Source organism: Streptomyces sp. NPDC102360 (assembly GCF_044766085.1).
Classification (GTDB): domain Bacteria; phylum Actinomycetota; class Actinomycetes; order Streptomycetales; family Streptomycetaceae; genus Streptomyces.
The window spans coordinates 266,685-278,893 of the sequence record NZ_JBIWLG010000007.1 but is presented as its reverse complement, the minus strand read 5'-3'; the positions used below and the strand labels follow the sequence as shown (position 1 = coordinate 278,893).

General features: G+C 69.9%; 11 protein-coding genes. 3 read left to right on the top strand and 8 right to left on the bottom strand.

Translation table 11 applies throughout. The features are described from left to right. Position 1 precedes the first annotated feature (1 nt). On the bottom strand, positions 2-1,612 hold the full coding sequence (locus ACIRHA_RS26790) for a recombinase family protein (protein ID WP_403850736.1): 1,611 nt from the start codon (positions 1,610-1,612) through the stop codon (positions 2-4). A gap of 221 nt (positions 1,613-1,833) precedes the next feature. Between ACIRHA_RS26790 and ACIRHA_RS26785 the strand changes: the two genes are divergently transcribed. Then, positions 1,834-2,724 (top strand): helix-turn-helix domain-containing protein, encoded by an 891-nt coding sequence (locus ACIRHA_RS26785; RefSeq protein ID WP_403850733.1) that lies wholly within the window; start codon positions 1,834-1,836, stop codon positions 2,722-2,724. 73 nt (positions 2,725-2,797) lie between these two features. After that, entirely contained in the window at positions 2,798-3,628 is an 831-nt protein-coding gene (locus ACIRHA_RS26780) for a class I SAM-dependent methyltransferase (protein ID WP_403850730.1), read from the top strand. Here the strand turns inward: ACIRHA_RS26780 and ACIRHA_RS26775 are convergent. Next, on the bottom strand, positions 3,610-3,774 hold the full coding sequence (locus ACIRHA_RS26775) for a hypothetical protein (RefSeq protein ID WP_403850728.1): 165 nt from the start codon (positions 3,772-3,774) through the stop codon (positions 3,610-3,612). The two genes, ACIRHA_RS26780 and ACIRHA_RS26775, sit on opposite strands and share 19 nt — an antisense overlap. 94 nt (positions 3,775-3,868) lie before the next feature. Here ACIRHA_RS26775 and ACIRHA_RS26770 point away from each other — a divergent pair, with 94 nt between their 5' ends. Then, on the top strand, positions 3,869-4,831 hold the full coding sequence (locus ACIRHA_RS26770) for a helix-turn-helix domain-containing protein (protein ID WP_403850725.1): 963 nt from the start codon (positions 3,869-3,871) through the stop codon (positions 4,829-4,831). A gap of 17 nt (positions 4,832-4,848) precedes the next feature. On the opposite strand, the gene ACIRHA_RS26765 is transcribed toward ACIRHA_RS26770, so the two are convergent. The 6 genes from ACIRHA_RS26765 to ACIRHA_RS26740 all read right to left on the bottom strand — a co-directional run bounded on the left by ACIRHA_RS26765 (position 4,849) and on the right by ACIRHA_RS26740 (position 12,166). Then, positions 4,849-6,234, bottom strand: coding sequence for a cytochrome P450 (locus ACIRHA_RS26765; protein ID WP_403850721.1), 1,386 nt, complete (start codon positions 6,232-6,234; stop codon positions 4,849-4,851). Next, positions 6,231-7,328, bottom strand: coding sequence for a multidrug MFS transporter (locus ACIRHA_RS26760; RefSeq protein WP_403851150.1), 1,098 nt, complete (start codon positions 7,326-7,328; stop codon positions 6,231-6,233). The genes ACIRHA_RS26765 and ACIRHA_RS26760 overlap by 4 nt, the downstream gene beginning before the upstream one ends. Before the next feature lie 340 nt (positions 7,329-7,668). Next, entirely contained in the window at positions 7,669-8,322 is a 654-nt protein-coding gene (gene def, locus ACIRHA_RS26755) for a peptide deformylase (RefSeq protein WP_403850719.1), read from the bottom strand. Between the two features lie 95 nt (positions 8,323-8,417). After that, a complete protein-coding gene (locus ACIRHA_RS26750; RefSeq protein ID WP_403850716.1) occupies positions 8,418-9,398 on the bottom strand; it encodes a tetratricopeptide repeat protein in 981 nt (326 codons plus the stop codon). Positions 9,399-9,539: 141 nt separating this feature from the next. Further along, positions 9,540-10,769: an HD-GYP domain-containing protein gene (locus tag ACIRHA_RS26745; protein ID WP_403851147.1), complete on the bottom strand. Its 1,230-nt coding sequence runs from the start codon at positions 10,767-10,769 to the stop codon at positions 9,540-9,542. A gap of 65 nt (positions 10,770-10,834) precedes the next feature. Further along, positions 10,835-12,166 (bottom strand): HD-GYP domain-containing protein, encoded by a 1,332-nt coding sequence (locus ACIRHA_RS26740; protein ID WP_403850713.1) that lies wholly within the window; start codon positions 12,164-12,166, stop codon positions 10,835-10,837. Positions 12,167-12,209: the final 43 nt, after the last annotated feature.

The window sequence follows — 12,209 nt, the reverse complement described above, 5'->3', positions numbered from 1 at the left end:
GCTAGACCAGTGCGGGCTGTTCCCAAGCGACAACAGGAGCAGCCCGCCCAGTACCAACTCCCTGCTTGAAAGCGACCTGGATCAGCGTGCGGTCGAAGGGTGCGTTTCTGCTGCGGTCCCGGGGGATCGGCAGGATCGTCACTGATTCGATCACCTCCCTGAGCAGAAGTCGTCGTTGGCTCACGTCGAGTTGCGGCCATCGCTCTCGGGTGAACTCCGCAAGGAGGTTGGCGTTCGCCCGGCTCGCGAGAAACTCCTTGCGGTCTTCCTCAAGGTCGCGGATCAGCGCTGCGACGTGGCCCTCCTCCTCTGCGCAAGCCCGAAGATCCGCAAGTCTTTGTTCAGCGGGAAACGGACGACGATCGGCCGCTCTCCCGCTGTACCGCTCCTCGAGCGCGCCCAGCGCGATACCCACGACGTACTCGTCGACCAGATCGACCCGCCGCCCCACTCTCCGGCAACCAGCAGCCACACACCGATACGACGGGTGGCGATTCGTACCCTTAGGGGGCTGGCCTCCCATCTTCGCTCCGCAGCGGGCTCCATCCAGCCCTGGGTGGCCGCAGACCAAGAACCCGGCGAGCAGATACTTACGTTCCTTGCCCGATGACTGCACGCCCTCGCCGGCGCTTACCGAACTCCTCGTGGCGCGTCGCCCCAAGCCTGGCGCATGCCACCGGCCGCAACGCTCGATGAGCCTCGTCCACTCGCCCGGAGTCGCGACCGGCTGCCAGTCACCGACCACCGGTTCCCCGGTACGGGGATCACGCACCAATGCACCATCGACCACGCGATAGCCGCAAATCGCAGGGTTCGTCACCATTGACTGCACGGTGGTGACGGTCCACCGTCCTTCACGCACCGTGGGAACCCCTTCTGCGGTCAGCCAGTCGGTGATCGCGGTCCAGGACTGTCCGGCCAGCACGCGATCGATGGCCTCACGCAGATACGGCGACTCGTCTTCATGGAGGAGCGTGTTCGACCGCCGTCCCACCACCGCATCCGGGCCGAGCCATCCGAAGCGCCGGGCCCCACCTGTGCCTCTGCCCTCTCGGGCATGGTCCCGGACCGACCTCAGCCTTCGCTTGCTCATCCGTTCGGACTCCCGCTGCCCCGCTGGGGCCGATCGGCCGACTCCCACTTCGCTCAAGTGCAAGGACGGGTGAATCAGTTCCCCCTCGTCCACTAGGTACAGAAAGCCGTTGCACCCTCCGGCGAGAGCCCGGTGCAGAAGCGCCTCGTCCCGGGCCAGCCTGACCAGCCGTTCCTCCTCCATGGCGATGACACCATGCAGAGCGACGCCGTCCTCAGTGCGCCCCATGCGCAGGGCGCGCAGCAACTGCACGAAGGCCGGTCGTTCCACCGTGGGATCCGACGCCGTGACACCGCTGTCCGTGTAGCGGTGCACCACCGCCCAACCTGCCTTCGTCGCCGCCACGTCGCTGTTGAGGTGCTGGCGGTTCACTCCCCTGCCTTCACCGAGACCGTCGAGGCTCACGCGAGCGTAGGACACCACTGGCGTGCGGCCGGCCAGCCACTCCTCGAACCTGCCTCCCATCTCCAGCGCGTCCGCCAACCCAGGATGCATCGCCCCATACGAAGTTGCTTCCACTTGTTCACCTTCCGATGGCCGACGCTCGCGGAACCCGACACAACTGGGCCTCATCCACGCCGGGTTGGGATGTGGACTCAGCTTCGTGCCGGGTGTCGAAGTAGAGCAACATGCTTGGTCGAATACATTCGATCGAGTGACGCGCTCGAGCGTCGCGCGTAGGCTGTCCTGCCCCGGGCGCAGGTCTGGCCCCGGACGCCCGGAACGCACGTGGGGACACCATGCCGACACAACCCACTCCCTCGCTTCGGCAGCGCCAACTGGGTGCGGAGCTCCGTCGCTTGAGAGAGCAGGCACAGATCTCGCAGCACCTTGCCGCAGAACACATCGACGGCGCCCAAGGAAAGCTTTCGAAGATCGAAACAGGTCGTCAGAACATCCGCCGACTGGAGTTGCTGGCTCTGCTCGACTTCTACGGAGTTCGCGACGAGGCGGTGCGCAACAGCCTGGTGGCGCTGCTCCGAGAACGGCCGCGACCCGGAACCCGCTGGTGGCACGCGTATGCGGAAGAGCTACCGCCAGACCTCCTGAGCGTCATCGAGCTCGAGGACTCCGCCGACACGGTCCTGGAGTACGGCTTTTCCACCCTGCCCACACTCCTACAAACGCCCGAATACGCCGAGGCCCTGATCCAGGACACGGACCCACAATCGGCAACAGCAGGGAAGTTCGGCACTGAGCTGCGCGCCCGTCGACGTGCAGTCCTGGATCGCGACCACGGAACCAGGTTCACCTGGGTACTCGACGAAGCCACGCTCCATCGAGCTGTGGGCGATGCCCGCATCATGGCGCAGCAGCTGAGGCACTTGCTCGAGCTCGGCAGCCGCAGGGAGTTGAGCATTCGCATCGTGCCGTTCTCACGCGGCGGCTACCCCAACGACTGGGGGCCGTTCCGAGTCATCAGACATGACGGCCCGCCGAGCATGTGCGCCGTCGCGGTACCTCGATGGCCGCAGACCACGTGCCTGATGGAGACCGCCCAGGTCGAGGGTTACCGGCGGCTCTTCGACCACTTGCTCTCCTACGCACTTCTGCCCCGCCAGTCCACCGATGTGATCGCACGGATCCTGGCAGAGTCGACGGACCGCAGCGGGTTCCACGAGGAGTCCTAGCCGCCGCCTCAACAGCGCGCGAGGGGAAAATTGAGGTGCTTCGATCGTTGTGCGCCGCGCACACTGCATCCGTATGACGGCACCCCAGGTCGCAGACGAAATCCTCGCCTATTACTCCACCCGGTTCGACGAGCACGCCCGGCTGACCTCATCCGCCGTCGGCGTGCTCGAACTCGTCCGTACGCAGGAGCTGTTGCGACGTCATCTGCCCGCCGCTCCCGCCTCGGTGCTCGACGTCGGCGGCGGCCCCGGCGCACACGCCCGCTGGCTGGTCGAGGACGGGTACCGGGTCCATCTCGTCGACCCCGTGGAGCGGCACGTACGGGAGGCGGCGCGCACCGGTTGCACGGTTGAGGTGGGTGATGCGCGTGCGCTGAGTGCCGCCGACTCCTCGTACGATGTCGTGCTGCTGCTCGGGCCGCTGTACCACCTGCCCGAACGGGCGGACCGGGACCGGGTGTTGGCAGAGGCGCTGCGGGTGGTGCGGCCCGGCGGACTCGTCGTGGCCGCCGGGATCCAGCGGTTCGCGGCGCTGTTCGACCACGCCTCGTTGGGGCGGCTGCACCTCGACGGGCGCGAGGAGCGTTCGGGGCGGGTGCTCGCGACCGGCAGGAACGAAGGGCGGGAGTTCACCTTCGCCTACTTCCACCGCGCCGAGGACCTGGCGGCGGAAGTGCGGGGCGCCGGGGTCGACGACACCCGGCTGTACGGGGTGGAAGGGCCCGCCGACTCGATACTGAAGGCCGCCGAGTCCGCCACCGGTCGGCAGGTCCCCGAGGAATCCGGGCTGTTCGCCTCGGCGTTGGCGGCCGCCCGGCTCGCCGAGGCACATCCGGAGCTGCTCGTCGCGAGCTCGCATCTGCTGGTCTTCGGACGACGGCCGGGTCAGGCCGCCTTCTCGTAGCGGGGGCGGTGGTGGCCGGTGTGCCGCGCCGCGGCGGCCCGGAGCTGGCGGTCGATGCCGCGGTCGTGGGCCATGCCGTACAGGGACGGGGCGGCCAGGAGGAGGAAGACGAAGAGGACGGCGAGGTAGTTCATCGCTGTGTTCATGTCCTCCACTCTCCGCCGGGCCAGGACCGCGCGGCAGTGGCAGGACCGTCAGCAACCCTCGAATTACTGCCAGGCATGCGGCACACTGACAGGCATGCTGAAAAACGTGGCCGCCGTGCTGCTGGACGGCGTGCACCCCTTTGAACTCGGCGTCGTCTGCGAGGTGTTCGGCCTCGACCGGAGCGAGGCCGGGCTGCCTGTGTACGACTTCGCGGTCGCCTCCGCCGCGGGTCCGACGCTCGGCACCCATGTGCCGGGCATGACCATCTCCACCCCGTACGGGCTCGACCGCCTGGACGAGGCCGACCTCATCGCGGTCCCGGCCGCCACCGAACCGCAGGACGGGTATCCGCCCGCGCTGCTCGACGCGTTGCGGCGCGCCGTGGACCGGGGCGCGCGCGTCCTCAGCGTGTGCTCCGGCGTGTTCGTGCTCGGCGCGGCCGGTCTCCTCGACGGGCGCCGCTGCGCGGTCCACTGGCGCTACGAGCGCGAGCTCGCCGTCCGCTTCCCGCGCACCCGCGTCGACCCGGATGTGCTGTACGTCGACGAGGGCCCGGTCATCACCTCCGCCGGGACGGCCGCGGGCATCGACGCCTGCCTGCACATCGTGCGGACCGAGCACGGCGCCGAGGTCGCGAACACGATCGCCCGCCGCATGGTCGTACCGCCGCACCGGGACGGCGGGCAGGCCCAGTTCGTGGAGCGGCCGCTGCCGGCGACGCGCTGCGACACGGTGGGTGAGGTGCTGTCCTGGATGGAGCGGCACCTGGACGAGCCGGTCACCGTGGAGGAGCTCGCGGCGCGGGCCCACATGTCCCCGCGCACCTTCGCCCGGCGCTTCCAGCAGGAGACGGGGACGACGCCGTACCGCTGGCTGCTGCGCCAACGAGTGCTGTTCGCCCAGGAGTTGCTGGAGCGGACGAACGAGACGGTGGACGCGATCGCCGCGCGCGCCGGGTTCGGCAACGGGGCGGCGATGCGCCATCAGTTCATGAAGGCACTGGGCACGACGCCCAACGCCTTCCGTAGGACGTTCCGGGTGAGGCTCGCCTCCTAGGCCCTGGTCAGCGGCGGTCAGCCGCGGGCCCGCACCCGTAGGTTGCCGTTCTTGGGGCCGATGGTGATCCCCAGCTTCGCCGTCGCGTTCGTCTCGGGGACCTCCTCGAACCGCCACCGGGACACCAACGTGCCGAGGATCAGCGCGAGTTCGACCATGCTGAAATGATCGCCCGGGCACTTGCGGTTACCGGTGCCGAACGGCTGGTGCGCCACGTTCGCCACGTCCGTGACGCGCTCCGGCAGCCAGCGGTCGGGGTCGAAGACGTGCACGTCGTCGAACGAGCGCGGGTCGTGCTGCATCGCGTACGGGCTGTAGACGATGTCCGTCCCGGCCGGAATGCGGTACCCGCCGAGCACCGTATCGACCGCCGAAACGCGCGTGAATATCCACACGCTGGGGCGAATGCGCATCGACTCGTTGAGAAGGTTCCGCATATATGCGAGTTTCCCGAGGTCACCGAAAGCCACCTGCCTGTCGCCACCGGTAGCCGATTCAACCTCTTCGTACAACCGGCTTTCATGGTCCGGGTGTTCGGCGAGGAGTCCGAGCGTCCATGCCAGCGTCTTGGAGACATTTTCGCCGCCGGCCAACAGGAGAGCCAGAACCTGATCGTGGATCTCTTGGTCGGTGACCGCTTCCCCGTCATCGTCATGCGCGTCGAGCAATGCCGCGAGAAGGTCCCCCGTGTCGATTCCCTCGGCTGCCTGAGCCCTTCGCTCGACGACGATCTCGTCGACCATGCGGTGCAATTCGGCCATCGCCCGCTCGAAGCGCCGGTTGGCCGGCAGGGGCAGCCGGTACAGCGGTCCGAAGGACAGGATCATCCGCCGGTACATGCCCGCGAAGACCGTGCCCATCGTCTCGCCGAGGCGGTCCGAGCGGTCGTCCTCCGCGTCGATGTGCAGCATGGCGCGGGCCGTGATCCGGGCCGCGAGGCGGAACATCTCGGCGTTGATGTCGACGGTCTGCCCGTCCTGCCAGCGGTCGGCCGCGGCCTGCGCCTCCTCCGCCATCAGCGACGCGTAGTCGGCCATCCGCTCGGCCCGGAACGCGGGCTGGATGGCGCGCCGCTGACGCCGGTGCTTCTGCCCGTTGCTGCTCGCCACGCCCTGGCCGAGCAGCACCTCGAGCGTGTCCCACATGGCGCCGCCGACCAGGAAGTCCGGGCTCTTGAGCAGCTTCTCGACCTGTACGGGGTCGCAGACCGCGAAGACCGTCTTGGGGCCGAGCCGCAGCCGCACCACGTCGCCGCCGTCGCGCAGCCGGGTCAGGAAGGCCAGCGGGTCGCGGAGCATCTGCGGGGCGTGGCCGAGCAGCGGCGCGCCGCCGGGTGCGAGCGGCGGCAGTGACGCTCCCGCCTGGCCGGGCGCCGGGGGCGGCAGCGTGGATTCCACGGTCATGCGCACTCACCTGCCTGTTCGGGGACCCCGTCGGGGATCCGGTGGGGTGCCTGCCTCGGGACGCGGCCCGCGCCGGGCACGGTGTCGGCGCCGACCGGCTCGTCGCTGACGTACGGCGGGTTGCTGCGGTCCTCCCAGTCGTCGACCTGATAGCGGCCCGATTCGTGGTGGAACCAGTAGACGGAACTGAACCAGTTCCGCATGTTCTCCAGGCATGACCTCATGGCCGCGGAGAGGTCTTTTCCTTTTTCGCCGAGCGTCTCGACGCCGTCCGCGATATTCCCGACCTCGACTTCCGCCTCGAGGAAATCGTCAACGCATCCGAGGACGCGGCGCCGTACTTCCGCGGTGGCCTCGGGGACGGAAAGCCCCTCGTGCTCGATGAGGCTTATCCCGAGGTTGTGTAATTCTTTCCCTGCGAGTTCCTTGGGGAGCGAACAAAGGTCGTTGTACCAGGCAGAGAAGTCCTGGACGGCGAGTGCCGCACGCATGAAAGCCGGTGTTTTGCGCACCCATGCGGGGAGTTCGTACTGCGCCGTCGCCTCGAGCAGGTCTATCCAGATCCAGTGCGCGAAAGTCTGCCGGCGCAACTCTATGTACGCGTCGACACCGGGAACGGTTCCCGTCGTCCGGTTCCTGAACTCCTGGTCGTACGCGTCGATCACCGGGTGGAAGTGCCGGGCGAACCGAAGGTTCCAGGTGTGGCTCAGCGAGCCGTAGAACCGCTGGAGGCAGTCGGCGAACCCCGCGACCAGCGGATCCCTGTGGTCCAGGTGGAGTTCGGGCGCCTCGGTCGCCGCGTGCAGCTGGGCGACGAGCCGCCGCCAGTTGTCCGCGCGGCCGTGGATCACATCGCGGTCGTGCCGGTCGTCCCAGGCGAAGAACCACGCGCTGTAGTCGCTGATCGTCGCGAGCAGTTCGTCGGGGGCGCCGAGGTAGTAGCCCGCGACGAGGTCCGAATAGCACAGGTCGTCTGCGTACTTGGCCACCTTGTCGGGCGGCATGAGCCCCATTTCGAGGAGCCAGGACCTTGTCGTTCCCTGGAGCTTTGGCCAATACGGGTGCAGTCGGCGAGGAAACGCACCCTCGACCACCGGAAGTGCCACAGCCGCCGGAACCGACGTATGTGAGAAAGCAGGCACGTAGTAACCCCTCTCTGTGGCCTGCAGCGCGCGCCTCCCGCTGTGCCGGTCGCGCGCCGTCGTGTAACCCCGCGCTTTCTATTCAGCACCATAACTGACCGCCGTGGGAACAGATTTGCTCCCCTCACTACCCCTCACTTCCTGATTCTTCACGCGCCATGACCGGATTCGGGCGGTACGCGGCCGGGCTCGGTGCCCCTGCCCGCACACGCGAACGGCGCCCGGCCGGAGGTCACTTCCGCACCGGGCGCCGCATGACGCCTCAACTTCCCCTATGGGGAACGATGGTTGCTCAGCCGTTGGAGACCACCGGGTAACGCGGCGTCCCCTCCTCCATCTGCTTCAACGCGTCCTTGCGCTCCCGCTTCGACAGCCGGTCGATGTACAGGTATCCGTACAGGTGGTCCGTCTCGTGCTGCAGGCAGCGCGCGAAGTAGCCGGTGCCACGCACCGTGATCGGGTTGCCCTTCTCGTCCCGGCCGTCGACCACCGCGTAGTCGGGGCGCGCGAGTTCGGCGTACGCCGTCGGCACGGACAGGCAGCCCTCGTTGGAGTCGTCGAGGCGCCGCTGCTCGGCGGGCAGCTCGCGCAGGACCGGGTTGCAGACGACGCCGGTGTGCCGCACGCCGTCGTCGTCCGGGCAGTCGTACACGAAGACCTTCAGGTCCACACCGACCTGGTTGGCGGCGAGGCCCACGCCCTCGGCGGTGTGCTGGCTCGCGAACATGTCGTCGACGAGCTTCGCCAGCTCGTCGTCGAACTCGGTGACGTCCTTGCACTCCTTGTGCAGCACCGGGTTCCCGACGACGGTGATCGGCCGCGACGTACCGCGCTCCCGGTACGCCGCCTCCCGCGCCTCGCAGTCCTCGGTGTCGATGACGAAGCCCTCGTCGTCCACGGGGAGGACCCCATCGGTGTGCTGCTGATCGGTGTCCTGCTGAGCCATGACGGACGCGAGCCTTCCTGGGAAACGGGGTGAGAATGCTGGTTAACAGGGTACGGGGGCCCAGCCGCGCGGCTCAGCACACCTCGCTGCGCGACTCAGCACACCTCTTCGAGGTCCCGCCAGTCACGCGAGTCCGGCGAATCCGCGACCCACCCGTCGAGCAGCCCCCGCACCAGCGAGGCCGGCGCGGCCACCCCGCACTCCCGCTCCGGCACCCACAACTGCCCGTCGGTCCGGTGTCCCAGCGGCCCCGGATGCCCCGGCTCGCTGTGGTCGTGCGGGTCGAGATGCGTGCCGTCCCCCTCGTCGGACGGCATCCGCGACTCCGAGCACGTCCGGCAGAGCAGCCGTACGGAGGACGACCAGTCCTCGGCGGCGTAGCCCGCGTCGGCGGCCAGCCGCTCCAGCGCGTCCCGGTCGTCCTCGGTGGCGGCTTCCAGCAGCACCACCCAGGTGGGGACCGGCGAGGGCGCCCACAGCTCGATCTCGTCGAAGACCGGGTACGAGTTCCCGGACGCCGTGGTCCGCTCCCCGTGCGGGACGCCGTCGTGCAGCACGACCTCGCCCCAGCGCCGCCCGGACGACGGCAGCGGGATGGAGAGCAGCTCGATGCGCGCGGGGTCGAGCCTGCGCCCCCACACGACCTCCGCCTCGCCCTCGGGCGAGAGCCGCACGGCGGCGCTCCCGAGGTCCATCCCGGTCGGCTCCCCGGCCGCGGCGACGCCGCCCGGCACCTTCAGCCCGTACGCCTGCCAGGCCCTGCGCGCGAGCGGCCAGTCCTGCAGGGCGGTGGCGGCGATGCCCACGTTCCACCAGTCCGGTGCCCCGCCCTCCTTCTCGAGCAGGGCGACTGCCCGCAGGCCGGTGGAGCGGGCCTGCTCCCAGTCGTGCCGGAACTTGTGCAGCAGCGCGAGGTTGAACCAGGACTCCGACAGCCAGGGCTCCAGGTCGGCGGCGCGCGTGAGCAGTGCTCCCGCGTCCTCGTACCGGCCGTCGCCGATCAGCGTGAACGCGCGATCCGTGGCCTGCCGCCAGGAGGCGGAGGGCCGGTGCCGTCCCTTGCCGAAGATCCTCACGATTCCCGCCTGCCGATACTCGGGGCCTGGGCCCCCGGACTCTGAGCTTCTGCGTGTTCCGCGTGTCCTTGCATGTCTGCGTTTTCTGGGTTGCTTCGCATCCAACCACGTACGGTCGGACGACCGCTCATTACCCATGGGTTACCCAACCGACCCTAGGCTCAGACCGGGGCTCGCGACCACCCTGGCCAGCGCTTCCACGACCTCCGGCTGGTAGTCGCGCCCCGTGGCCAGACGGAGGCTTTCCAGGGCCCTGAGCGGCCCCTGAGGTCCCTGTTCCCTCGCCATCTCGTCGTACGCGTTCGCTGTGCGCACAATCCGGGCGGTGAGCGGCTGCTCGCGGTACGGATCGGCCTGCCGCTCGACCACCACGGCCACCTGGGTGTCCACCCCGGTCTGGCGGACGACGGCGCCGCCGAGCAGCGCTATCCGGCGCTGCTGGGCGGGCGGCAGCGCGGCGGTGGCGCCCTCGGCCACCGGGTCGACGAGCGAGAGCTGCCCGATGTCGTGCATCAGCGCCGCGTACTCGAGGACCGACAGGTCGGGCTGGGAGAGCCCCAGGTCGCGGCCGACGGCCCGGCTGAGCGCGGCCACCCGGCGGGCGTGCCCGTGCGGGGTGTAGCCGGCGATCTCGGTGGCGCGGGCCAGTGAGGTGATCGTCTGCCGGTACGTGGCCTTGACCACGGAGTACCGCCGGAACGCCAGCTGGGTGAGGAGCAGCGGCAGGCTGATCAGCGGCAGCGCCCACAGCCCGGCGACGGCGACGGCGAGCGCCATGACGGCCCCCGTCGCACACACGGCCGACCCGATCCCGAGCATCGCCCGCAGCTCGTCGCGCAGCAGCGGGCCGAACGGCCAGCGGGTCCTGGCGTGCGCCATGGCGGCGGCGAGTACGGCGTCGCACAGCGCGGTCAGCACAAGCAGCCCGACGAGCAACAGCGCGTAGTACGCCCCGTCCCCGGGCCACTCCGTCAACACGCCTTCGTTGTAGAGCGGTTGGAAGCAGACGGCGGCGAAGGCGACGGTGAGCACGCGCCGCGTCACGTGGTCGAGCGAGGCACCCTTTCCGCGCGCCACATGCGGTATGCAGCCGACGAGCGTGCCCGCGACGACGATCGCGACGACCTGTAGCGCGCCATGGTGCGTGGGCCGCCCCGCGACCTCCCCGAGCAACGCGTACGCGAGCGCCCCCGCGGCCCCGAGCGGCGCGGCCTCCCGGTCCTCGGCGCCGCCCCACCGGGCCAGCTCCCCCACGGCGACGAGCACCCCGAACGCCAGCGCGTTCCCCCGCTCGACGACCCCGTGCCAGACGGTGTCCCCGAGCGCCACGGCGGCAACCACCACGGCGACCCCGAACACCAACACCAACAACCCGGGCAGCCGCCCCGTCCTGGGCAGGCCGCCCGTTTCGGCGCGGAGCCCCGGCTCTGCCCCCGTCACAGGGAGGCCGCCCCCGGCGCGGCGACGCCTTCCGTGCGGGCCGGGGGCACCACCGCCTCGTCCGCCGTGACCACGGGATGCCACCCGTCCCGCCCGAGCACCCGCACCAGCGCCTCCACCATCACCGGATCGAACTGCGACCCGGCACACCGCTCCAACTCCGCCAGCGCCACCGCGACGGGCCGCGCCCGCGAATACGTACGCGTGGAGGTCATCGCGTCGAACGCGTCCGCCACCGCCACCACGCGCGCGAACTCCGGAATCTGCGCTCCCGCGAGCCCGTACGGGTACCCGCTCCCGTCGAGCCGCTCGTGGTGGTGCAGGATCGCCGCCCGCGCCTCGCCCAGGAACGCGATGCCCCGCACCATCTCGTGCCCGTACTCGGGATGCAGCTGGATGACCTCGCGCTCCTCGGGTGTCAGTGGCCCGTCCTTCCGCAACAACCGTGTGGGAACGCCGAGTTTGCCCACGTCGTGCAGGATCCCGGCGAACCGCAGCCCCTCCACCCGCTCCCCCGCCATTCCGAGTTCGCGCGCGATCATCATCGACGCCTGTCCGACCCGCTCACTGTGCCCGCGCGTGTACCCGTCCTTGATGTCGACGGCCTGCACGAGCGCCCGGATCGTGGCCTGATGGGCCGACCACTCGCGCTGGTACTGGGCGAACACCCAGCAGGAGATGTACATCGGCAGGAGCACGAGCAGCGCGGCGAGCGGACCGTACGAACTCGTCCACATCGTCGCCATCACGAGCCCGGCGAGCCCGTGCGCGGCCACCGGCGCGAGCATCCGCAGGAAGAGCCCGCGCCAGGCGCTGCGCAGCGGAACCCGCTCCGCGGTGGCGAGCACGCCCCCGTCGAGCACGGTGAGCGCGACGCAGAACGCGAGGACGGCGGCGCCGCCGGGCACGAGCGCGTACGGGAACCGGGGATCGGCGACCGCCTCGGGCCCGCCGAACGCGCCGAAGACCCGCGCCGCGGCCCAGGTGGAGAGGGCGAGTTGGGCCGCGCGCCACACCTTGCGCAGCCACGCGGGCCGCCGCTCGACGGAGGCGAGCAGGGCGCCGGGCAGGGCGACGAGCGCGGCGGCGGCCGGCGGCAGCAGAAACGCCCCCGCGAGCAGTACGGGAAAGAAGGTGCCCATGCCCTTGGGCGCGCGCCGCCCGACCAGCCGGCAACGGCCGAGCTGCTCACACCCCGCGTAGAGGAACGCGAGCAGCGCGACGCCGGGCCACGATGTGCCGGCGGAGAACGCGGGGGCGGCGCAGACGACGGCGACACCGGCGGTCAGGAGCACATACGCACGGGCCACAGGCGGAACCGACCGCATGCCCCAACTCCCTCCCCAAGGCGTTCAGTTCAGGGAGGATAGG